Origin of the sequence: Nitrospira sp. CR1.1 (assembly GCA_014055465.1) — a bacterium.
Lineage (GTDB): Bacteria > Nitrospirota > Nitrospiria > Nitrospirales > Nitrospiraceae > Nitrospira_A.
In genome coordinates this window covers 102,297-124,957 of the sequence record WIAF01000010.1, presented here as the reverse complement: position 1 = coordinate 124,957, position 22,661 = coordinate 102,297, and the positions used below count along the sequence as shown (strand labels likewise).

At 59.8% G+C, this 22,661-nt stretch carries 22 protein-coding genes and 3 pseudogenes; 12 read left to right on the top strand and 13 right to left on the bottom strand.

The window, feature by feature from the left end; genetic code table 11:
- Positions 1-234 precede the first annotated feature (234 nt).
- Positions 235-1,446 (top strand): tyrosine-type recombinase/integrase, encoded by a 1,212-nt coding sequence (locus tag GDA65_16385; GenBank protein ID MBA5864267.1) that lies wholly within the window; start codon positions 235-237, stop codon positions 1,444-1,446.
- A 945-nt stretch (positions 1,447-2,391) separates the two neighbouring features.
- Here the strand turns inward: GDA65_16385 and GDA65_16380 are convergent.
- A pseudogene (locus GDA65_16380) lies at positions 2,392-2,787 on the bottom strand (type II toxin-antitoxin system prevent-host-death family antitoxin).
- A gap of 133 nt (positions 2,788-2,920) precedes the next feature.
- On the opposite strand from GDA65_16380, the pseudogene GDA65_16375 reads away from it, so the two are divergent.
- The 3 genes and pseudogenes from GDA65_16375 to GDA65_16365 all read left to right on the top strand — a co-directional run bounded on the left by GDA65_16375 (position 2,921) and on the right by GDA65_16365 (position 4,096).
- A pseudogene (locus GDA65_16375) lies at positions 2,921-3,052 on the top strand (antitoxin, Phd family protein).
- Between the two features lie 191 nt (positions 3,053-3,243).
- Positions 3,244-3,495: a hypothetical protein gene (locus tag GDA65_16370; GenBank protein MBA5864266.1), complete on the top strand. Its 252-nt coding sequence runs from the start codon at positions 3,244-3,246 to the stop codon at positions 3,493-3,495.
- Between the two features lie 394 nt (positions 3,496-3,889).
- Positions 3,890-4,096 (top strand): annotated as a pseudogene (locus tag GDA65_16365) (arsenate reductase ArsC).
- A 25-nt stretch (positions 4,097-4,121) separates the two neighbouring features.
- Here GDA65_16365 and GDA65_16360 read toward each other — a convergent pair.
- From GDA65_16360 to GDA65_16310, 11 genes are all read right to left on the bottom strand, one after another.
- Positions 4,122-4,532 carry a hypothetical protein gene (locus GDA65_16360; GenBank protein ID MBA5864265.1) on the bottom strand — a complete coding sequence of 137 codons (411 nt, stop codon included), beginning with the start codon at positions 4,530-4,532 and terminating at the stop codon, positions 4,122-4,124.
- Positions 4,533-4,756: 224 nt separating this feature from the next.
- Positions 4,757-5,086 carry a YnfA family protein gene (locus tag GDA65_16355; GenBank protein MBA5864264.1) on the bottom strand — a complete coding sequence of 110 codons (330 nt, stop codon included), beginning with the start codon at positions 5,084-5,086 and terminating at the stop codon, positions 4,757-4,759.
- 107 nt (positions 5,087-5,193) lie between these two features.
- The gene (locus GDA65_16350; GenBank protein ID MBA5864263.1) at positions 5,194-6,027 is read right to left on the bottom strand and encodes a cation diffusion facilitator family transporter; all 834 of its coding nucleotides are present in this window, start codon (positions 6,025-6,027) and stop codon (positions 5,194-5,196) included.
- 164 nt (positions 6,028-6,191) lie between these two features.
- On the bottom strand, positions 6,192-6,686 hold the full coding sequence (locus tag GDA65_16345) for a tetratricopeptide repeat protein (protein MBA5864262.1): 495 nt from the start codon (positions 6,684-6,686) through the stop codon (positions 6,192-6,194).
- On the bottom strand, positions 6,616-8,556 hold the full coding sequence (locus GDA65_16340; GenBank protein ID MBA5864261.1) for a heavy metal translocating P-type ATPase: 1,941 nt from the start codon (positions 8,554-8,556) through the stop codon (positions 6,616-6,618). The genes GDA65_16345 and GDA65_16340 overlap by 71 nt, the downstream gene beginning before the upstream one ends.
- A 70-nt stretch (positions 8,557-8,626) precedes the next feature.
- Positions 8,627-8,860: an SHOCT domain-containing protein gene (locus tag GDA65_16335; protein ID MBA5864260.1), complete on the bottom strand. Its 234-nt coding sequence runs from the start codon at positions 8,858-8,860 to the stop codon at positions 8,627-8,629.
- Positions 8,861-8,891: 31 nt separating this feature from the next.
- Complete coding sequence (locus GDA65_16330; protein ID MBA5864259.1) at positions 8,892-9,593, bottom strand: hypothetical protein; 702 nt, start codon at positions 9,591-9,593, stop codon at positions 8,892-8,894.
- Between the two features lie 264 nt (positions 9,594-9,857).
- Positions 9,858-10,268 (bottom strand): hypothetical protein, encoded by a 411-nt coding sequence (locus tag GDA65_16325; GenBank protein MBA5864258.1) that lies wholly within the window; start codon positions 10,266-10,268, stop codon positions 9,858-9,860.
- Positions 10,265-13,402 (bottom strand): CusA/CzcA family heavy metal efflux RND transporter, encoded by a 3,138-nt coding sequence (locus GDA65_16320; GenBank protein ID MBA5864257.1) that lies wholly within the window; start codon positions 13,400-13,402, stop codon positions 10,265-10,267. Before GDA65_16320 ends, GDA65_16325 begins: the two co-directional genes overlap by 4 nt.
- The gene (locus GDA65_16315; GenBank protein ID MBA5864256.1) at positions 13,399-14,619 is read right to left on the bottom strand and encodes an efflux RND transporter periplasmic adaptor subunit; all 1,221 of its coding nucleotides are present in this window, start codon (positions 14,617-14,619) and stop codon (positions 13,399-13,401) included. Before GDA65_16315 ends, GDA65_16320 begins: the two co-directional genes overlap by 4 nt.
- Positions 14,616-15,875 carry a hypothetical protein gene (locus tag GDA65_16310; GenBank protein MBA5864255.1) on the bottom strand — a complete coding sequence of 420 codons (1,260 nt, stop codon included), beginning with the start codon at positions 15,873-15,875 and terminating at the stop codon, positions 14,616-14,618. Before GDA65_16310 ends, GDA65_16315 begins: the two co-directional genes overlap by 4 nt.
- A gap of 348 nt (positions 15,876-16,223) precedes the next feature.
- Between GDA65_16310 and GDA65_16305 the strand changes: the two genes are divergently transcribed.
- The gene (locus GDA65_16305; GenBank protein ID MBA5864254.1) at positions 16,224-16,403 is read left to right on the top strand and encodes a hypothetical protein; all 180 of its coding nucleotides are present in this window, start codon (positions 16,224-16,226) and stop codon (positions 16,401-16,403) included.
- A 503-nt stretch (positions 16,404-16,906) separates the two neighbouring features.
- Here the strand turns inward: GDA65_16305 and GDA65_16300 are convergent.
- Complete coding sequence (locus GDA65_16300) at positions 16,907-17,542, bottom strand: hypothetical protein (GenBank protein ID MBA5864253.1); 636 nt, start codon at positions 17,540-17,542, stop codon at positions 16,907-16,909.
- 34 nt (positions 17,543-17,576) lie between these two features.
- Between GDA65_16300 and GDA65_16295 the strand changes: the two genes are divergently transcribed.
- From GDA65_16295 to GDA65_16265, 7 genes are all read left to right on the top strand, one after another.
- Positions 17,577-18,349, top strand: a protein-coding gene (locus GDA65_16295; protein MBA5864252.1) for an IS5 family transposase whose coding sequence is annotated in 2 segments (ribosomal slippage) — positions 17,577-17,943 and positions 17,943-18,349 — 774 coding nt in all. Because the reading frame shifts where the segments join, the coding sequence is not laid out codon by codon here.
- A gap of 82 nt (positions 18,350-18,431) precedes the next feature.
- Positions 18,432-19,388, top strand: coding sequence for an IS5 family transposase (locus GDA65_16290; GenBank protein MBA5864251.1), 957 nt, complete (start codon positions 18,432-18,434; stop codon positions 19,386-19,388).
- Between the two features lie 414 nt (positions 19,389-19,802).
- Complete coding sequence (locus tag GDA65_16285) at positions 19,803-20,243, top strand: MerR family transcriptional regulator (protein ID MBA5864250.1); 441 nt, start codon at positions 19,803-19,805, stop codon at positions 20,241-20,243.
- Between the two features lie 163 nt (positions 20,244-20,406).
- The gene (locus GDA65_16280) at positions 20,407-20,685 is read left to right on the top strand and encodes a glutaredoxin (protein MBA5864249.1); all 279 of its coding nucleotides are present in this window, start codon (positions 20,407-20,409) and stop codon (positions 20,683-20,685) included.
- Between the two features lie 11 nt (positions 20,686-20,696).
- Positions 20,697-20,984 carry a mercury resistance system transport protein MerF gene (gene merF, locus GDA65_16275; GenBank protein MBA5864248.1) on the top strand — a complete coding sequence of 96 codons (288 nt, stop codon included), beginning with the start codon at positions 20,697-20,699 and terminating at the stop codon, positions 20,982-20,984.
- On the top strand, positions 20,981-21,478 hold the full coding sequence (locus tag GDA65_16270; protein ID MBA5864247.1) for a hypothetical protein: 498 nt from the start codon (positions 20,981-20,983) through the stop codon (positions 21,476-21,478). The genes merF and GDA65_16270 overlap by 4 nt, the downstream gene beginning before the upstream one ends.
- Positions 21,479-21,494: 16 nt before the next feature.
- Complete coding sequence (locus GDA65_16265) at positions 21,495-22,625, top strand: hypothetical protein (protein ID MBA5864246.1); 1,131 nt, start codon at positions 21,495-21,497, stop codon at positions 22,623-22,625.
- Positions 22,626-22,661: the final 36 nt, after the last annotated feature.

Sequence of the window (22,661 nt, the reverse complement as noted above, 5' to 3'; positions counted from 1 at the left end):
GGATTCAGTGCCTTCAGGGGTAGGATTGTGCTCAGGAATATTCATCTAAGCCATTGATGTCTAAGTGCGATTAGCGGTTTTGCGTTAGCTTGTCATTTGTCCATATAAAAATGTGTATAGTCGTCTTATGGACAAATGTCAAGTGCTGGACTACTACTTCATAAAAGAGCGCCTTTGACGAAGTCCTAGGAATGGGTTATGCTGTGCGCGTCATGGACGTGAAGAGGAGAAATCGTGACGGCGGACGAATGCGACCAACCGACTGATGGCCTGTCCCCGATGGCGGTTTCCCAGGCTGGGGCAGGGGAGCGGATCAAGCATCCCCTGACCCTCCAGCCGGCTCACGACGATGATCGGATTCATCTCCAAGCGACGTTCTATCACTACCTGCTGTTCTGCCAGGCGAACAAAGCGGCGAGCACGCACCGGATCTACCGGTCCACCCTCTGGGCCTTCTACCGCTGGTGGAGCCAGGAACGACCCTACGAGACGCTGGGTCCCACGCTGCTCCATGCCTACAAGATTTGGCTCTGCGAGACCCGCGATCAGGGGCATGAACGGTTGCAGGCGCGGTCGATCAATAACTATCTCGCCGCGGTCCGGGCATTGTGTCGGTGGATCAAAGCCCGTCATGCGATGAATTGGGATCCCGGCCGGGAGATCCCGGATGAGCGGGTCGATAACAAGACCTATCAGCGGTTGCCACTGAGCCCCGCGCAAGTCACCACGTTGATCGAGCGCTTCAATGATTCCCTGATCGGTCGACGCGATGCCGCCATGACCTATCTCATGGCGAAAACCGGCCTGCGCGCGATCCAGGTCCAACGGGCGGATTGTGGGGATCTCGAGTGCCTGCAGGTTCAGGTGGCGCAGGGGGCCGATCGGGAAGGGGCGCGCAGGGGCTCGACGGCCATGCGGGAGCAATGGATCTTGCGGACACAGGGCAAGGGGCAGCAGACGAAAGAGAGTTTTGTGAACCTGATGCCCGAGGTCTACGCCCGGCTGCAGCGGTATCTCCATGCCCGCGGGCCGGTGTCGCCGCGCCAGCCGCTGTTTGCCCGGCATCATGACAAGCTCACCGCGCATCTGGAGCAGGCACGGTCGAAGCAGGGCGCAGGGGAGGGGCAGCCGATGGCGCCGGACGAGCGGTTGCGGCTCACGACCCGTGCCATTCAGCTGCGGATTACGGAGGCCATGACCCGTTGCGGGCTGCGGGACGCCGCTCGGCCGGACGAGGCCTCACCGCCGATGAGTCGCCGGCGCCGGCAACGACGGGTGACGCCGCATAGTCTCCGCCATACGGCTGCGACGGAGGCGGCGCGCACCGAATCGCCATTCAAAGTCCAAGCTATGCTGGATCATAAGGACATCCGGACGACGCAAAAGTATTTTCACGCGATCGATCGACTGGAGGAGGGGGCGGAATTTGCGATCACGCGGTATTAACCGGCGAGCACGATGATCCTCGCACGTCCGACGCATGGCTGCCACCCACGGCGCGTTCCCCAGACCCTCCCAATCATTCATCTGGGCCTTCCAACCCTCGAGATGGAGAGCATGTGATGATGAGCCGCTGCGAGCGGATCGTCAGGAGCGCAAGCACGTACACCGTGATGCTATGCCATGTATTCGCGCCCTCGGTCGTCCACGCCTGGTCGATCGCGTGGGAGTCGGCCGCATCGACTACGGAGTGTTCAGTTGAAGACTGTGAAGCGAACCGCGGTGACATCATGAGTAAGCTCAGCCCCGCCCGACGCAAGAAAATTTCGGCTCGCGCCTCAGACTCGGTGGTGTTCCGCCTGTCACGACGACCCGAAGCAGGCACTGTTCATCACGCACCCCACAAACGGCATCACGTATCACACGCCAATTCTCCTTGAGAAGCCTGGGCGCAGATACACAGATGCGGACCTCCATCATATTGAATTAGCAGCCTAACCCGCTTTCCCACCCTCTCCTGCCGGCGTATAATACCCCCATAATGCCCACACCTCCCAATTCAGGCCACGACGATGCAGACCACGTCTCGACCGATAGCAGGCTGCACATGCCATTTCGGCTCAGAAAGGTCACCTTCAAGGGACAAGGCTTGCACCCTGATGCCTCAGGGAAGGGATGGGACAGAGTGCGCGAACTTGCTTACGAAGGCCATGGGGGATGACATGTGTGCTACTGCAATCCGAGTCCAGACCTCGACAACGACCTCAGTCAGAAGGCGACTGATCAGATGACAGACGAGGAGCTGAAAGAGGCGCGGATGCGTGTGCTCGATGAGATCGTCAAATTATCGCAGGAGCTGGGAATGTACGATGAGCCGTTCGTGAGCGACAATCCGCTCACCAGGAAGGCATAGGGGCGTTGCCCGGGGGTTGCGCAAAGCTGCAAGCCGGATCAAAGGCTCGGATCTTCCGGGCCTTTGGTTTCTTTAGTGACGGGGGTTGAGGAGTGGAGTATCAAGCTCATCGGTGCATCAAAGTCGCGAGCGATTTGGATCCGCCCTTTCAGGAGCCCGGGGCGTCGTAGAGGTTTCCGTCATTCAACCGGAATCAACTGCGCAACGGGCTGTCCGCGCTTCGTAATGGTAAACTGCTGACCGGCGGCGACTTGCGCGAGGAGTGCAGAGAGGCGCGCCTTTGCCTCGTGTATGCCGACAGTCTTAGGATTTATGAGCCAATAGGCGTCCCAAATATTTTGCTCAAGCTCACGCAGTGTCGCCCCCTGACTCATCACGCCTGGCACCTCCAGTATCTGCCCCACGTACCAATCCCCGTCCTCCCAATACTCCATGGTGAGCCTGACACTTTCAATTTGCTGGCGTTTCGCGCTGATCAATTTTTTAGCCACGCCTACACCCCACACTTTCCCCCCTCAGATGCCGGCGTATAATATCCCAATCATGCCCACACCTCCCAATCCAGACCAGGAAACGCTTGCATTGCTCAAGATCCTGGCGCTCGGCAACAGGGATGTGGCGGCGGGCCGGGTCAAGCCGGTGGGTGATGTGGTGGCTCGCCTGCGTGCCAAGCGCAAGAAGCCGTTCGTGAGCAACTAGCTGATCGCTGTAATATATCACCACCATGCCCAAACCCCACAACCAACCCCACAGCGAAGCCGACTGGGACGCCCTCCTGGCCGCGGTCAAAGAGGCCACGCAACGAGCCGAGAAGTCCATCGACCGGACGATTGCGCTGTGTGATGCGTCGAATGAGAGGATGGCTAAGGTTGAGGAGTGGAGGAAGAAAGATGGAGATCGTATGTGCCACTACGATCCTAAAGGTGGATTCTGAAATGCCCAAACCAGACCGCGACGATGCCGCCCGGCTCGACGAGCTCATGGCCGAGGCTCCGAGCGAGAAGCCGACGGATCAGATGTTAGACGAGGAGTTGAAAGCGGCGCGAATGCGAACGCTCGATAAGCTAGTGGAATTATCGCAGGAGCTGGGGTTCTACGACGAGCCGTTTGTAAGCAATAAACCGCTCGTTAGGAAGGAATAGGGGCGTTGCCCTGCGGCTCTCCAAACACTTCCGCGAACGACACGACATTCCCGGCGCGGACATCGGCTTCACCCTCAAGAATCGCCTCCATCTCCTCCGGGTCGGCTAGAGTATCCAGCGTTTCGGCCCAGCTCTCGTATTCAGCGTTCATTCGCGACCTCCTAGAGATCTGGTGGGTATTGTCACCTGAGGGCGGGAGTTGGTCAACGGCCCTCACACCGGTCAGGCTGGATGCGAAACAGCTTCTCCCACGCCTCGTTGAGAAACCCCATCCTCGCATCGGTTCGCTCGTTTGCCCCCACAATTTCAGCTAGCTTGAATGGTGGGTAGGGTTTCTCGCCGACCTTCAGGCGCTCACATCGAGCGTAGACAATAAAATCACCTACCTCGACGGTTTGCGAATCAATCCTTTGATCTCGTGATTACGGTGTGCGATCAGGCCGCTGGTGAAAGTTGTCCCCTGTTCCCCGGGAAACCAGCGAAGTTGCATTGGAGTACGCCAGATCCGGCCAAAGCGATCGGATCTGACGCCGAAATCGACGCGGCGTTTGACGAGGCTTTTTGTATGCTCCGGCAGCGTGTCGAAGATTTGATGAAATGACGTGTGGTCGTGGATAGGCTTGGGGTTAGGGCCTGCAGTGCTGAAACAGCTCTTCGCAATGCTCATGGCCGGCCGTTGACTCCGACGTGATCTGGTACTCCACCTCTGTAACCCGATCGTTCTCCATCGTCACGATCGCCAAACAGGCGTGCCGCACGCCTTCCGGACGACCGCTTTTGCTTCCAGGGAAGGACTGTTCGAGCACTCCTACCCCCTTGTAGTAGCTCAACGCTCTCAGACCATGCTGCGATGAGACCATCCGCGGTGCGCCAGCGCAGGCCAGGATCGCTGACTCCGGCTTGCCAAGTAGCGCCTGCTTGGCAGTGGCGAGGCGAGACGAAGGTGTCTTGATGCAGCCACTGATCGCGGTAGAAACGAGGGCCATCAGCAGCGTGACCATGACCAATGCAGGAACATCACGACAATTGCCCCTCATTTTGTCACCTCACTGATAGAAGTCGGTTTCGAGGCTGCGATCTCTTGGAACTGCGTCTGTTCAATGCCAACTCGTTCGCGGATGAGCGCCTCACCCGACCGTCAACCAAGCACCGAGAGCGGTTGGCGTGAGTACGGGCGGCTGCTGTCATTGCGAGACGCCGACCCAGCGGAGGCCAGCCCGTACTCGTCACCGATTCTTTTACGACACAGCAACGTCGTCGTTCACCAACGTGGCCCGTACATGATCACTCCCATGCCAACCAGGCAAATCATCGCTCCGACCGCATCGAGCCGGTCTGGCCTTGTGCCATCGAAGCCCCAGCCCCAGAGCAGCGACAATACGATGAACATTCCCCCATAGGCTGCATAGACTCGACCAAAGTGGGCGGTCTGCAATGTTGGAATGATGGCATAGAGGACTAAGATAAGAGCACCGGCGAGTGCATAGCCGATCGGCTTCCCCTCACGGAGCCATAGCCACACCAGATAACCGCCGCCAATTTCACAAAGCCCAGCCAGGATGAACAGTCCTATCGAAGAGAGCAGAGACATCCCCATGTCCTCATAGTTGGAATGATTGTCACAGGTTGAGGAGGCTGGAAGGTCTCAGAACAATGACGAGTTGTCCGCGTCGTCCCGGCCATGCTTGAGAGTTGGATTCATTCGATCACATTGCGAGAAGGCTGCGAATCGATACGAATGCGATCCGAACCTTCCTCCACAATCTGCAACGTGACATGTTCAATCCCAAACCGTTCTGCCAGCAGCTGTTGCAGGCATTGTAGCACAGCAGCTCGATCCTCCCCAACCGGGACGACAACATGGGAACTGAGTGCATCCATGCCGGTCGTAATCGTCCAGATGTGGAGGTCGTGTACCCCCTTCACGCCCGGGACGCCGGCCATTGCCCGCCCGATCTCCCGTGCATCCACACCGGTTGGGACTCCTTCCATGAGGATGTGGACGGCTTGGGAAAGGAGCGCCCATGTGCGCCAGATGACGAACGCACTGATCCCCACACTGAGGAGTGGATCGATGAGCACCCATCCGGTCGTCCAAATAATCGCGCCACCGAGAATGACGCCGAGGGAACTGATCGCATCACTCATCACTTCAAGATAGGCGCTGCGCACGTTCACACTCTCGTCAGCATGGCCGTCGAGCAGCTTCAGACTGGCAAGATTCACCACTAACCCAATCAGTCCAACCAGTAACATTGGAATGCCAAGGACCTGAATTGGCGCTCCGAAGCGGTCATAGGCCTCGTATAGAATCCACGTCGCAAGGAGCAGCAGCACCACGGCATTGACAACTGCAGCGAGAATCTCCGCGCGATGGTAGCCATAGGTATTTTCAGGAGTCGATGGTTTCCCAGCCATCCACATGGCAAATGCACTCAGGCTCAACGCCGCCACATCCGTCAGCATGTGACCGGCGTCGGCCAACAACGCCAAACTTCCCGTGAAGAGGCCGGCGATCACTTCGACGACCATAAACACCCCGGTGAGCAGCAAGACGCGTCGCAGATTCTTTTGCTGCACAGATCTGCTTTCTGAGTTGCTATGCACGAGAGCTCCTTCGTTGTGGCCCACCAGTCTTCTTCAAAGCGCGGCTTACTCTGCAGCGCATCGCGGGATCGCACCAGGACTTGCGAATTCTAATGGCCATGGCCATCAGACAACCCTGGGACTGTCGATGCTTTGTCCGGAACCGTCACGTTGCGGAGCGGCGGTGAATCCCAAATGACGGTGTTCCCTGGGGCCAAGTCGGCAGCCTTCATAAAATGTGCGTCTCCTTCCCGCACTGCTCCGAGCCGGTACAAAACCATACCGAGATTGTAATGCGCCTCTGCCAAGCTTGGCGTGGCTGTGATCGCAGCTTCGAAGTGTTGCTTCGCTTGCGCCCACTGGTTGCGCTTGTACGCTAGGATCCCTTCTTCATGATGCCGTGCTGCCGTTGCGCTTACACTTGTCGGCGCGGACAACAACGTAGATGGGGATGCCGACTGACATCCGCTCTCCACAATTAACACGATCGCAACAACCACCGTCTTGCGCAGCATCGATTCCTCCTTCGATCGGCTACTCCGAGATTGAGACGCGGGCTGCTGGCCAGCCAACCCGGAGCCCATTCGCCACGGCCAGAAGTTCACTCACCTCATGGACAAGGACCGCAACGGCGACGCTGAGGAAGCCGCCGACCGCCAAGGGAATCAGGACCGCGAGCAGCAAGAGGGAGAAGGCAATGTTCTCCGTGCTGATCCGCCTCACTTTGGCTCCCAGCCGTAGCGCCTCACCCACCTTCGAGAGATCATCGGCCATCAGGGCCACATCGGCGGCTTCGATGGCGGCATCGGTCCCCGCAGCCCCCATTGCCACCCCGCAGGTGGCGGCGGCTAAGGCCGGCGCATCATTGATCCCGTCCCCCACCATCACCACAGCGCCATAGCGGGCTTCCAGGTCGTGCACCGCTCGGACTTTGTCTTCCGGCTTGAGATCCGCCAGGTAGGAGTCGATTCCCAACGCCTGGGCGACGCTCCGCGCCGTTCGTGCATTGTCCCCTGTCAGCATGACGACGCGGACGCCCATGGTATGCAGGCCAGCGATGACCTCGCGCGCGCCCTCACGGATACGGTCCTGCAGCGCGAGCAGGCCTCGCAGAGTCTGTTGATTGCCCACCAGCACCACGGTCTTTCCATCTGCCTGAAGCGCCCGCACATGGTCCTCGATCGTCGTCAAATCAATGCCGAACTGTTGGAACAGATCGGGACTTCCCACGTACCAGCTCTGGTCTCCCACGACCGCGGTCGCTCCCGCACCCGTAAGCCCTTGAAACGCTCGCGCCTCAACCAGAACGGTCTTGGAAATCCGCGCTCGGTCAACAATGGCCTTCGCTAGTGGGTGCTCCGAGCCATATTCGATACCGGCAGCCAAGGCGAGCAGGTCGTCTTCCGACCCGGTGAACGGGGCGAGATCCGTCACCTCTGGTTTCCCGGAGGTGAGCGTCCCGGTCTTGTCGAACGCGACGGCGCAAATCCGGCCGAGATGTTCTAGGTGGACGCCCCCCTTTATGAGGATGCCATGCTTGCCCGCCCAGCCGATCGCGGCGGCGGTCGCCACCGGCGTGGACATCACCAGCGCGCACGGGGCCGCTGCGACAAGCAGGACCACGGCTCGCATTGCCCAGTCGGACGGCGGCAAGTCCAAGAGAAATGGCACCACGAGAAAACCAAGCGCCACCAGTAGGACCGTTGGGCTATAGCGCCGCCCAAACCGTTCGATCCATTGCTGGGCCTCGCCCTTTCGTTCCTGTGCGGCCTCGACCAAGTGAATGATCTTGGCGAGCGTATTGTCCTGAAACGTTGCAGTCGCTTCGACTTCTAAGAGGCCCTGTCGGTTGAGCGAACCGGCAAAGACTTTAAGCCCAGGCCCTTTGTCCACCGGAATCGACTCTCCCGTTATTGCGGATTCATCGAGGCTCGAGGTTCCTGATCGGATGATTCCATCGGTGGGGAGCGTCTCGCCGGGGCGAATGAGAAAGTGCTCGCCCACCTGCAGCTGTTCAGCCGGGATGTTCAGCTCCTCCCCGTTGCGCAGAACGTGGGCTTCCTTCGGCGCAAGATCCAGTAAAGCCCGAATCGCCGACCGCGTCCGCGCATACGTGTACTCCTCCAAGCCTTCAGCGGACCCATACAGGAACACGAGGAAGGCGGCTTCATCCCACAGCCCCAGGATGCCGGACCCGACGGTGGCCGCCAGCATGAGGAAGTCGATCCCGATGACCCGCTCGTGGATCAGCGCCTCCAGGGCTTCCCAGCCCCAGTGGTAGCCGCCCAGCGGAATCGCTACAAAATAGAACAGGGCCTCGGTCTGCTCAGAGACCAGACCCAGATGAGCCAGCGCAAATCCCGCGCCCGCCAGCAGGCCGGCCATCAGCGCATTGCGCAGGACCGGGTATTGCCACCATGGGCCTGCAAAGCCTCGGTCGTGGTCTTTATCCATCACCTTCTTCTGGGCCTCCATCAGGGTTGAACTGCTATCACGAGCGTGCCACTCGCAGAGCCGTGATTCGACTTCTGTCCCTTTCGGATTTTTAAAGAAGATCCTTGCGCTTCTCTTCGAATTCCTCTTTGCTGATCTCCCCACGGGCATAGCGTTTTTTCAGAATTTCCAAAGCTGATTCCGGTTCTCGTGATGCTGAGCCAAGTCGTCCTTGTTCTAACCATGACTTTAGCCACAGTAAGAGTGCGACTATCCCCACTGCCAAAAAAGCAACCATGAGCACATAACCAACCAAACCCCAAAGTCCCATCATCGGTTCGTGCATGCTGGTCTCCTGTAGCTTTTCAACCAACGCCTCATTGTGGCGCCTGTTCGGATTCCGGTTCTGGCCCACAGGGCTTCAGCCGGAGCGACCGGCCCGCTGCATCCGCAATGTCTCGGATGGCGCGTTCCAGATTGACCCCGAGTTGGACCTCTTTCCGCCGTCGCTCTTCAGGAGGGAAGACGGCAAGCGTTTTCCCGGGAATCAGGACCATGACCGTCTGCGTATCCCAAAGCGGTCCGCCGCAGCGCCCTGTTTGCACGGCCTCGACCTGGACCCGCACGGGTCGAAGTCCCCAACCAAAAGCATATGCCCCGCCCCACCAAAAGGGCAGATCTGTGGACAGATCGAGCGCCATGAAGCCGCCCACGATGGCCGGGTTCCAGCCTGAGGCGAACCCGACGGTCATGAGATGAGCGGTCGCCGTCATGGCCCAACCTCCCACCCAGTACTGCCAGCGCACGGCCCCATAATCCGGGATGCGTCCCGTGATAATAATATCGGCCCCGCTCTCGTCGGCCAGGGCACGGAGTTGCGCGTCACTGAGTGGTTCCCGCCGAACACCAAGATTGCCGGCCAGACGCCTGGTCTCGCTGAATGGCATGACCTGGAATCCCGGTTGCGCCGCCAACTGTTCCGTCAACAGCCGCTGCACTCTGAGTTCTACCTCCTCGATAAGCTGAGTCCGGATGACCGGTTCGATCTCTGGAGACGGTGTCTCCTCGAACGTCTGCATTTGTGTACTCTTTGTGATGGGTGCCTCCAGCGCCATCTGCGCCACCACAATCTTCAGCGGGGGCTCTGGCGGCGGCAGCGTCTTGGACCACCAGCCAGCGCATCCGCCGCTTAGGCAGAGAAGGATCAGGGTAAACGCGGGGAGGAGGCGGCGCCTAGCGCACACGCTCTTAGTGGCTCCGGACGCCGCGCCCCTCATTTTGTTCGCTTCGGCCGTCATCGTTTCTTTCCCTTGCGCCGTCCGATTTCATGAATAGACTGGGGCCTACGGCCCACAGCGCTGAAAGATCTCTTCACAATGCTCATGCGTGGCCGTTGATTCCGGCATCATCTGGTACTGCACCTGGGTGACCCGATCGTTCTCCACCTTCACGATGGCCGTACAGGCGTGCCGCACGCCTTCCGGGCGGCTACTCTTGTTTCCAGGGAAAGACTGTTCGAGCAATCCGCCCTCCTTGTAGTAGCTCAAGACTCTCAGGCTATCCTGGGACGAGACCGCCTGTGGTGCCCCAGCGCAGGCCAGGACCTCCGCTTCGGATTTGCCGAGGAGCGCTTGCTTGGCAGTGACGTGGCGAGAGGAAGGTGTCTCGCCGCAGCCGCTGAGCATGGCAGGAGAGAGAATCGCCAGCATCACGATCAAGAGCCAGCAACGATCGTCACGACAAGTGCGCATCATGTTGTCACCTCTCTGTCAGAAGCCGTGGTAAGTACGGCTTCCTCCGAGGCGCGCCGTCGCGCCATTCGTTGCTCGACCCACCGATAGAGCACGGGAAGCACGACTAAGGTTAAGGCGGTCGATGAAAACAACCCCCCGATCACCACTGTTGCGAGTGGCCGTTGGATTTCGGAACCGGGTCCGGTGGCCAGCAGCAGAGGAAGGAGCGCCATCATCGCAACAACTGCCGTCATCAGAACCGGACGCAATCGGAGAACCATCCCGGTCAGCACTGCTTCATCCAATGCCATGCCCTGTTCCCGCAGTTGGTTGATGTAGGCGATCTTCACGACCCCATTGAGTACCGCCACGCCGAACAAGGCAATAAAGCCGACGGAGGCCGGAACCGAGAGATATAGCCCGCCCAGCATCAGCGCCAGCAGGCCGCCGACCATCGCAAACGGAATCGCGAGGAGAATGAGCGCGGCCTGCCTCAAATTCCCGAACGTGAAAAAGAGCAGCAGAAAGATCAGTCCAATGACCAGTGGAACGACCACGGCCAGCCGTGCCATCGCCTGCTGTTGGTTTTCGAATTGGCCACCCCAGGTCACATAATAGCCCGGCGGGAGCTGCACCAGACGACCCACTGCTGCTTGGGCCTCTTCCACCGCGCCGACCAGGTCGCGTCCGACCACATTGGCTTCGATCACAATCCGGCGGCTCGCATGCTCACGGCTGATCTGGGCCGGCCCGTCCACAATCCGAATCTCGGCCAGATCCCGGAGCGGAATCCGGGAGCCGTCCGGGGCCGTCACCCACAACGCCGCAATCGTCTCGACATCGGCACGCCGATCATCCGGAAATCGCACCATGATCGGAAAACGCCACTGTCCTTCGAAGACCTCGCCGGCGGCAATGCCGCCACCGACGGCTTCAATCACCTCCGTGATCTCGGCCACATTGATCCCGTATCGCGCGATCCTGGCACGGTCGATGTCGATCTTCAGATAGTACAGGCCCGACACCTGCTCGACCCGGAGATCGGACAGGCCGCGCACCTGCCGCAGCACCCTGGCGATCTCCTCTGCCTTGATCCGCAACGTCTCAAGTTCGTCGCCGAACAGTTTGACCGCGACCTGGGACCGGACCCCCGATACCAATTCATCGACGCGCATGGCGATCGGCTGGGACAAGCCAAAGGCGATGCCAGGCACTTGCGCCAGCCGCCGACGGATCTGCTCCTCGATGTCGGCCTTGGACTGCGCCTGCCACTCGGACTCGGACTTGAGTAAGACGTACATGTCGCTGAGTTCCATCCCCATCGGATCCGTTCCGAGTTCGTTGGCGCCCGTGCGCGAAACCACGGAGCGCACGTCCGGTATCTCCAGCAAGAGTCGTTCGACCTCCCCCGAAATTTTCAGTGATTCGCTGAGGCTGATGCTCGGGAGCCGCATCACATTCACGACGATCGTGCCTTCGTCCATGATCGGGACGAATTCCCGACCGATGAACGGGACCAGGGCCGCTCCGCCGACAAGTACACCGGCCGCCGCAAGGACGACCAGACGAGTTTTGTGGATGGCCCCCTCCAACAACTGGCGATAGAGCCGTCGCCCCCTCTCCAACAGGTGCCCGCCCTCCTCCGCGACACGCGGCTTCATGAGCACCGCCGCCAGCACCGGAACCACCGTCATGGAAAGCACCAAGGAGCTCAGGAGGGCGATCACCACCGTCAGGGCCAGCGGGATAAACATCTTGCCTTCCATTCCTTGGAGTGTCAGGAGCGGAACAAAGGTCAACGCAATGATCAATTCCCCGAACAGGCTCGGCCGCCGCACTTCCAGGACGGCGCGTAAGACGACTGGCAAACGGTCGGTAACCGAGAGGGCTCGGCCCGTGGTTTGCTCGCCCAGATGGCGCTCGACATTCTCCACCTGCACGATGGCCGCATCGACAATCATTCCCAGCGAGATGGCCAAGCCGCCCAGTGACATCAGATTCGCAGACAGGCCAACCTGTTGCATAATCAGAAATGTAGCCAACGTGGCCAGCGGCAATGTCAGCGCGACGACGAGCGCGCCGCGGAGATTCCGGAGAAAGAGATAGAGGACGAGGATGACGACCGCGGCACCCTCCAGCAGGGCACGCTCGACGGTATCGAGTGCCCGCGCCACCAATTCGATGCGGTCATGGAACGGCACCATCTTCACGCCGGCCGGCAGCACCCGGTTGATCAACTCGACCTTGTCTTTTACCCCCGCAACGATCTCCCGGCTATTGCCGCCGCGGAGCATGACGGCAATGCCTTCGAGTACCTCGCCCGTGCCGTCGCGCGTGACGCCCCCTAACCGAATCGCGGTCCCTTGGCGAACTTGGGCCACGTCCCGAAGATAGATTGGTGTGCCCTTGTGCGCAGCCACCACGATCTGTTCAAGGTCTCCCACAGAGCGGGCCAGCCCCACCCCGTGGACGACCAACTTATCTCCGCCCTGCTCAATGTAACTGCCCCCGGCATTTTGATTATTCCCTGCGACCGCCGCGTGGACTTGGCGCAGCGTGAGCCCAAAGCTCGTCAATCGATTAGGATCGACGAGGACTTCATACTGTTTGGCCAAGCCACCCAACGTGTCCACATCCGCGAGGCCTGGGACGGCGCGCAGCATCGGGCGGATGACCCAGTCTTGAAGGGTCCGTAAGTCGATGAGGCTCTGCGTCGAGCCCTCGACGAGATACATGAAGACTTCGCTCAATCCCGTACTGACCGGTCCGAGTACGGGCTCGGCGCTTGCTGGAAGCCGGGATCGCGCCTGGAGCACCCGTTCCAAGACGAGTTGTCTGGCGAAATAGATATCCATCCTGTCCTCAAAGACGACCGTTATCACCGAGAGTCCGAATCGCGACACCGACCGCAGTTCCGTTTTCCTCGGGAGGTTCGTCAACTCGATCTCCAGGGGAAAGGTCACGAGGCGTTCGATTTCTGAAGGCGCCAGAGAGGGCGCCCGGGTGATGACTTGAACCTGGACCGGAGTGACATCGGGAAAGGCATCAATCGGGAGGTGGCGGAACGCGGCCACGCCGCTCACGATGAGCCCGAGCATAAGCAGCAGCACGATGAGTCGTTGTTCCAGCGCGCCGCGGATCAGCCGTTCGATCATGGCGCGCCCTCCGACGGCATGTGCTCGCGGAGCAACTCAGACTTGAGGGCGTAACTGCCCTGCGTGACCACTTCCTCTCCTGCCGTGAGCCCGGCCACAACCTGGATGTAGTCGCCCGACGCTTGGGCGACGGTCACCTCACGGGATTCGAACCGACGCGGTCCTTGCACAATGAACGCGACCGTCCGGCTGCCAACCTGCTGCACGGCGGCGCGCGGGACACTCAAGACGGATTGCTCGTCCGTCATCAATGTGACGTCGGCGAACATTTCGGGTCGTAATCGGCCGTCAGGGTTGGATACATCCGCCCGTGCCGTCACGGTCCGCGTCGTGGGATCGATCACCGCGCCAACATAGGTAATGGCACCTCGAAACACCGTCTCCGGATAGGCCGACACTCGCAGCTCGATGGTGAGGCCGGTCTTCAGTCGACCAGCCTGTTGCTCCGGGAAATCGGCACGCACCCAGACAGTCGAGAGGTCTGCCACTGTGAAGAGCGTCTTATTGGGATCGATGACTTCGCCAATGGTCGCGTTCCGCTCGATCACGTCACCGGTAAAGGGGGCTCGTAAGGAGACTTGCGCGACCTCCGCATGGGGCAAGGTCTTGGCGGCCAACCGCTCGATCTCCTGCTCCGTCATGCCGAGTAAATGCAGCTTTTCCTCCGCTTCGTGGAGATCGGCACGAGCATTCTCATGGTCCGCCTCGCGCCGTTGATATTCCCCCGCGCCGATCGCACCGCGATCGATTAGGGCTTTGGCCCGCTCCAGCGCTTGTTCCGTCACACCCACTGTGGTCCTCGCTTTCCGATACTCCAACTGGGCCCCTCCAAAGGCGGGGCTGTCGAGTAACAGCAGCCGGTCCCCTTCCCGGACTCGGTCGCCGAGGTTGGTATACACAGCCACGATACGGCCGGGAACTCGCGCGCTCAGATGCGCTAGTCGATTCTCATTGACCAAAATCTTCCCCGCCTGGGCCTTGAGGGCCGTGCGGATCGGCCGGAGCGCTGCTCGATCGGTCTGTAGGTGGGTGAGAGTCGGACTCCCATCAGGCAGTTCGATGATACCGGGTTCATTCAACGCCGTGGCCGCCTGGGCAGGCGGTTTCGGCGCATCCTCTTGCTTTGACTGACACGACGTATTCACTATGGCGACCAACAGGAACAGGCCGATCGTTCGATAAACCGGTGATGAACGCCTCACGATGTGAACGTTCATGGCAACCCTCCCACCGCCCGCTCCAATCGGGTCAGCGCGATGGAATGATCGGCTCGTGCCTGGGCATATTCGAGGAGCGTCTGGCGGTAGACACGCTGCGCGTCGATGACTTCGAGCAAACTCGCCACTCCATGGCGAAAACTGAACTGGGCGATGTCGAACGCTTCTTTGGCTTGATAGAGGAGTCCTTGCTCGAAGACCTGCATCTGTTCTTGAGCAGTCCGCACCTCCTGAAAATGCTGCGTGATGGTCTGCTCCAGTTCCTGCTGCACGCGAGCCCGTTCGGCTTGCGCTCGTCGATGAGCTCCCATCGCCGTCCCGATCTCTCCCTGTCGGCGATACCACAGGGGCAGCGGCACGCTCAGCCCCGCCGTGATGGATTCGTCACCGGCTTCTCGATGATACTGGCCGATCACGGCCACGTTCGGCATGCGCGAGGCGCGTTCCTGTTCGATCGTAAATTCGGCTTGCTCGACCGCTTTCTGTTGTCGGCGAAGTGCGGGATGTCGGTCGAGTGCTTGATCTGTCAGTACACGTAGATCCAGTCCCGACCTCACTGTTTCAAACTCCCCCTGGATGGCAAATGATTCTCCGAGGGCCTTGCCTGTGACCGTATTGAGTTTGGCACGAGCCACCAGGAGCGCGTTGTCCGCCCTCGCCAGATCCTTCCGTGTTTTTTGGAGTTCAACGGTTGCCTTGACCAACTCGAATTTCGGCGCTTCTCGCGTGCTGACCCGCGCACTCACCAATTTCACGAGATCTTCGACCGTCTTCAGGTTCTCCCTCGCGAGCTGTGCATCCTGTTGCGCCAGGAGCAACTGGAAAAACGCCCCTTTTACTTCGGTCATGACCAGCACTTTTGTTTCGTCCACGCCGGCGAGAGCGCCGGCCACCCCCGCGTCGGCGGCGCGTTGTCGGGCTGTGCGTTTGCCCAGCCACTCCAGCGGCTGCTCCACGGTGATCGTCCGTTCGGTGATCGAAACACCGGTATTGGGGTCCCGAATCGACCCGCGGCCGGCCGACCCCGTGATGGTGGGATTCAAATAGGCACCGGCCGTGACGCGCTGACTTTGACTCTGTTCCAGCACTGCTTCCGCGCCGTTCATCATTGGGTTGTGTCGGAGCGCGAGTTGTACGATTTGGCTCAGCGTGTATCCGCCCGGGCTCGGTTCTGTGGCATAGCCCGTCGGATATGACTCAAATATCATCGCGCATCCGAGCGCGGCGACGATTCTCCAAACGAGTGCAGGCCTCATGCTGGTTCTCCCCCATCGGCGCCTTGGCGAGCGACTTCCGTTACACGCAGTCACGGACGTGCCGTGCTGAGCGCCTATAACTATGTTGAAACGTGAAGAGCTGGAAATAAGCGTGGGTCAAACAGTCGGGGGAGGGCGAGAGGAAAAGGTGGTCACCAAGAGCACAGTGGTTGGCGAAGGACTGGGTTGCGGCTGCCACACGGCCTGAGGTGGCGCGGGCGGGTTCGCGTGGAAGGAACGTGCGGCCACCTCCAGCGCGGTGCCTTTGCCGACTTGCGGCTCGCCGGAGAAAGCGAGAACCAGCTCAATTGCAAAGTGCTCCGGCCCGTGAGGTAGGAGCGTAATTACATGAAGCGGACAGCGGGTTTCGCCGCCTGCGACCGAGGCATGATCATGGCCGGAGAACTCACACACCAAGTCCGTGGAGAAAACCGTGTGAACCGTGCCGCCATGCACGTGATCCGAGGCCCCATGGCGATGATCGGCCTCGGGATGAATATGGACCAACGGCACGGCAAGCACCCATAAGGACGCCCACATGAGCACCGCGAGGCGAAACCATGATGCGTTGCCATGTTTTAATCGCATTGAGTACTTAGCGTAGCACAGTTCTCTGCCCTCATCAATCAACGCCATCCTTACAGGGGCCTATCATTGCTGCACCCCGTATTCTATCAACCGGCGAAGCTCTGAGCGTCGCGTGACGACATATCCGACGGGATTACGCAGAGTGGACGCCGTTATATTGACCATCCCACCGGCATTGGAGCGGCGATCCGACCCACTTCCACCTGAAACGCTGTGGCTCAGACACAGTAGTGATGATGACTTGCCTTGAGGCCTATGACTACCCGAGGTTTCTCCTCTCTCCGCGCGGTGGAGCGAAACACCATGCAGTTAGACGACCGATGCAAATAGCACCGTCTGTTGTTGTTTGACGAGGACCGACGGCCCTCGCTGTCCAGCAGGGCCACTGCCACGAGGGAAACTCAGAGCTCGAAAATGTGTGAGTGCCGGAAGCTTTTCCACTCTCAGAATCCCACCGACAGCCCAAGGGTGCTGAAAAAGACGGATCGATCCGCCGGTCCGAATAACTCACTCCCGATCCCAATATCGGCGACGACTCGCGAACTGACCTGATGCCGAAGGCCGATCCCGATTCCGGTCGGATTCCGTTGGCCCACCAGATCAGATTGACGGGTGAAGACGTTGGCAATGATGGTATCGCGAAAGCTGGTGGGATACCCGAGGGGATAACTCACCGCTGCCACGACCCGGTACGTTCCAGTCCGTTCCTGGCCCTGCGGTGATCCGAGAAACGTATACCCCACATTGAGGTGCGTCCGCCATCGCCCGAACGAGCGCGTCATGACCCCGGTCACCGCCGTATCGACACCCTTCGCATTCACACCGGTGGGAAACCCCAGTTGCACGCGGGCTGCAAAGGCCAGCAGGTTCAGGGTCTCGGTATTGAAGTTATACAGCGCGCCGACCGTGAGGTTGCCAGATTTATCATCCCCCACGACCGACCTCGGGTCCGTCGACACATCGCTACTCAACTCCAATTGGGTATTGTTCAAGGCCCCGATGATCGGTTGAGGCTGGAACACGAGTCGGCTGTCCCCTCGCTTGCGGTCACTAGATAGTGTAGTCACGAGATTCGGGATATGAGAGAATCATGGGGTCAGAGAAGGAGGCCGCATGAAGCACTCACATCCCGCCTATCGCCGTCACGATATATCCGATGAAACATGGGCGCTTTTGGAGCCGCATCTGCCAGGGCGCAAGGGCGTCTGGGGAGGCATTGCCCAGGACAACCGCCTGTTTATCAATGCGGTCTTCTGGATTTTGAGAACGGGCGCGCCGTGGCGCGATCTGCCGCCGGAATACGGTGGGTGGAGCAACACACACCGCCGTTTCATCCGCTGGCGGGACAAGGGCATCTGGGAAGGGCTGCTTGAAGTGCTGATCGATGCGCCTGATTACGAATGGCTGATGATCGACGCCAGCCATTGCAAGGTTCACCCTCATGCCGCAGGCGCCAGAGGCGGCAATCAGGACATGAGCCGCACAAAAGGGGGCTTAACACCAAACTGCATCTGGCCGTGGATGCGTTTGGTATGCCGGTCAGAGTTATTATTACGCACGGTACCGCCGCTGATTGCACGCAGGCTTCAAAGCTGATCGAAGGCATTGATGCCGAGTATCTCATCGCCGATAAAGGTTATGATACCGATGCGATCATTGAACAGGCCGCTGCCCAGGGCATGAACGCCGTCATTCCACCAAAGAAAAACCGCATCCATCAAAGGCTCTACGACGAAGACCTTTACAAATTGCGCCACCTCATCGAAAATGCGTTCCTGATGCTCAAAAGATGGCGCGGCATTGCAACAAGATACGCCAAAAACAGCAAGTCCTTCCTCGCCGCCATCCAAATCAGATGCCTCGTCCTCTGGCTCAACATCTCGTGACGACACTATCTAAGGAAGGTCTGATTTATTCTCCGCTCGCGATGTGCTAACGGGAGCGCAACACGATTGAGGAGGCGCCCCCATGCAGCAATCGACGTTTGCCGAGGTCTCGTTTGAGCAGTATCGCAAGCCCACCCGCCGGGAGCGGTTTCTCGACGAGATGAACCGCGTGGTGCCGTGGGCGGAATTGGTGGCCGTAATCGAGCCGGTCTATCCCAAGGCCGAGGGCCCTGGGCGTCCGCCGGTGGGCGTCGACCGCATGCTGCGCCTCCATTGTCTGCAACAGTGGTTCAACCTGTCGGATCCAGCGGTGGAGGAGGCGCTGTATGACTCACGGGCCATGCGGCAATTCGTCGGCATTGATCTGGGCCGCGAACCGGTGTCGGATGAGACGACGATCGGCAAGTTTCGCCACCTGCTGGAAGCCCACCAGCTGGGCGAACAACTCTTTGTGCGAATCCGAGAGCAGTTGGTCACGCAAGGCTTGCAGGTGAGCCGAGGGACCATCGTGGATGCCACCATTATTGCGGCCCCCAGTTCGACGAAGCATCGCACGAAGGAGCGGGATCCCGAGATGCATCAGACCAAGAAGGGGAACCAGTGGTATATCGGCATGAAGGCCCATATCGGCGTGGATAGTCGGACCAAACTGATCCATTCGGTCGCGGCCACGGCGGCGAATGTGCATGACAGCCAGGTGTTGCCGGACCTGCTGCATGGGCAGGAGACACGGGTGTGGGGCGATGCCGCCTACAGCGGGCAACGCGACGTGATCCGGCACCACGCCCCCGATGCCCAGAGCTTCATCCCGACGAAAGCCCATCGCCATCGGCCCTTGAGCGAGGCCGAGCGTGCCCGCAATCGCACGAAGTCGAAGGTCCGCGCCAAAGTCGAGCATGTGTGCTTGGTGATCAAGCGGATCTTTGGATGGGCCACAGTCCGGTACCGTGGGTTGGCGAAGAATACCCACTGGCTGTTCATCAGCTGCGGCTTGGCGAATCTGTACGTGGCTCGCCGGCGCCTGTTGGCGGAGGCCTAGCGAGCGTCTGTGCGAACGGGGTTGCGGGCGACCTGACGGTGGGCGAACCCCGCACCGACGCTCCCGGACCAGCGCAGTCCCATACCAGTAGCCCTGGTTGACCACCCGAGGAATGGATTGCTCAGCGCAAACGCGAATTAATCAGACGTTCCCTATGTATCAACCATTCCTATTCACGATCGAACGTGCTCTTGTAATAGGTGGATATCTCGATAGGAGCATACAGCGAGAGACACGCGGCTTCTGTAAGCTGGCTTACAATGTTGACGCGCCCGATCGCTTTGCCGTCGAAGCGGTAGAGAAGAGACGCTTGTGCAAGAGAAGGCTTACGGGAGGAAGAATGAAAAAAAGAACGCGTGCCCTCTTGACTCAGTACCGTGGTACAGGGTGTAGAGTCTCATCGGAGGTGAGAAGATGACAGTTGGCTGCACCATCGGGCAACTCGCAAAGGCGGTTGGCGTCAATATCCAGACCGTGCGGTACTACGAACGGCGCAGGCTGCTTGGTCCGTCTGCGCGCCGACCGTCGGGATACCGGATCTATGGCGAAGACGAAGAACAGCGGCTTCGGTTCATCAAGAACGCTCAAGCACTGGGCTTCACCCTGCAAGAAATCGCCGAACTGTTCAAGCTCAGCGTCACGTCGACCGCGCGCTGCGGTGATGTACAACGACGAGCGCAAGCCAAGCTGACGCACGTGGAGGCGAAAGTGCGGGATCTGCAAGCGCTCGCCCGGGCGCTTCGGAGCCTGATTCGAGACTGCCGGGCCGGGCAGCCGACGGATCGTTGTCCGATTCTCAAGAGCCTGCAGGCGAGCGTCACGCGAACATCAAGATCCGCCCAAAGGCAGAAGTGAGCATTGTATGTCCATCATCTGGGAAGGAGTGGACGTCTTGTCTTTGCGTCATGCTGAACCCGCCGTGGGCGTGGTTGGAATGGAGTCCATTGACTGTCGCTTATCCGACCCGCCGGGGAAGCACGGGATCTCATCACCCGTTGAGGAGAGAAGAAGGAGGACCATGACAACTACAAAACGCCGTGTGGAGGTATTCACGGCTGGCTGCCCGCTTTGTAATGACGCCGTCGACTTGGTGCAGTCGCTGGCCTGCCCCAGTTGTGACGTGCAGATACATGACTTACGAGAGGGCTGCGACGAGAACGAATGCCGGGAGAAAGGCAGCCGCTATGGTATTACCGCGGTCCCGGCTATTGCAGTCGATGGCGTGCTACTGGACTGTTGCCGACGGGAGCCACTCTCGGCTCACACCTTGAGGGCGGCGGGCATCGGTCAATCATAAAAGGGGGTCGGATGGAAGAGACCCAGCGTAAGCGGCTGCTGTGGATAGGATTGATCGGCTCCGGCCTCGTCGCCCTGTGCTGCTTGACGCCGATCTTAGTGGTGTTGTTGGGAGTGGTTGGACTGGGGGCCATCACCGGCTATCTGGACTACGTGCTCCTTCCGGCTCTAGCCGTATTCCTGAGTCTTGCCGTGTATGCAGGAACCCGTCAGCAGCAAGACACGGGTAGTGCCTGCTACATGCCCCATGAATCCGAGAGTCGGGAGCGACGAGGTTTGGGGAGAAGGAAAAACGGATGACGGACTGCTGCAAGACGCCTGCGGAGCCAACGAAACCAGGAGCTCGATTGCTGTGTCCTCAATGCGGCCGCGAAGGCCAACCAGTCGATCGGACCACTGTTCAGGCCCTGCTCAAACCCGAGGCACTGGGTATGGTGAATGGCTGCCAGTATGTGTTCTGTGAGACTCCGCACTGCCCGGTCGTGTACTCCGCCGCTGATGGAACGCAGCTCCGGAAGGCGCAAGTCCGGGTGCGGGTTGGGCTGAAGGAGACGGAGGATCCGGTCCCGATCTGTTATTGCTTCGGCGTGACGGAGCGCATGATCCGCGAAGAAATTCAGCGGACCGGAGGGTCCTCGGCCTCGCCCCGCATTCGAGCCGAGATTAAGGCGGGGAACTGCCGCTGTGAGGTGGAGAATCCGTCGGGTCGATGCTGTTTGGGGGAGGTACGCCAGGCGGAGAAACAGGCGGCTGCCGAGCGCACAAGCGGCGATCAAGCCGTCGCACGTTCGTAAGAAAAGGAAATCGAGGATGCAACTGCCTGTAGAGAGTGTAGAACACAGAGGGGCCACCGGGCCGGTTGCGACCGAGACGACCACGCGACTCCTCAGCAGGACTGAGTCCATGCTGGGATGGAGGCTTCGTCGAGCAGGGCTCAGCCCGCGAGAAGAGGCGGTCAGGCAGTATATCCTCACGCAGTATCCCTTGCTGGGGCGTGCGCTTGGCTGTCATGAAATCGCGAAGGCGCTTGGCTTGAACGAGCCGGGTGACGTGTCGGCCATCCTAGAACGATTGCATGAAAAGGATCTGCTCTATCTGGACTCCGACTCTCGTGAGATTCGTCTCGCATACCCCTTTTCCACGATTCCGACAAAACATCTTGTGCAGTTTCTGGACCGGCCTTCGGAAAAGCCGATCTACGCTCCCTGTGCTGTGGATGCGCTGGGCATCTCGTTCATGATCGAGTCGTCCTGTGCGTATTGCGAGATGCCGGTGGCCACCAAGGTGCGAGACCGGCGCATCGAGTCCTGCATCCCGGCTGAGACGGTGGTCTGGGTCGGAACCGAGTACCGCGGGCACGCGGCGGCGTCGATCTGCCCCACACTAGATTTTTTCTGTTCACCGGGGCATGCGACCGCCTGGCGGGAGGCACGACCACAGGAGGATGGTCACGTGCTGAGTGTGGGGGAAGCCCTCTACCTGGGCAAGGGGATCTTTGAGGATCTCCTGAGGCCGCGACCTGGTGCGGTGTCGTCCTTTGGCACAACGGGGTCTCCACCTGAGACGCCACACGCCGCGATGACGGTCAGCACAACCGGAGGGCTGCTGGCCGCCTTCCTCGCGTCAATCTGCTGCATCGGACCAGTCGTCTTTGCCGCCCTGGGCGTGGGTGTGGGGGCCACCGGGTTTCTGGCCAACACGGCTGGGGGCCTCAAAGCGCTGTTGCCGTACCGACCACTATTCATAGGATTGACAGCGGTGCTTCTGGGCGTCGGTTTCTATTTGGCGTACCGAAAGCCGACGCTCGGTGAGGCATCTTGTCAGGCCTGTGTGCCGGTGTCAGGTTTTCGTCCGAATCGATGGCTGCTCTGGATCATCGCCGGCCTTGCGGTCGCGTTGATACTCGCACCCTATTGGTTGGAGCTTGCAACAGGATCATGAGCAGGCAGAACGCTGCCACATAGAAAGAGGTGAACC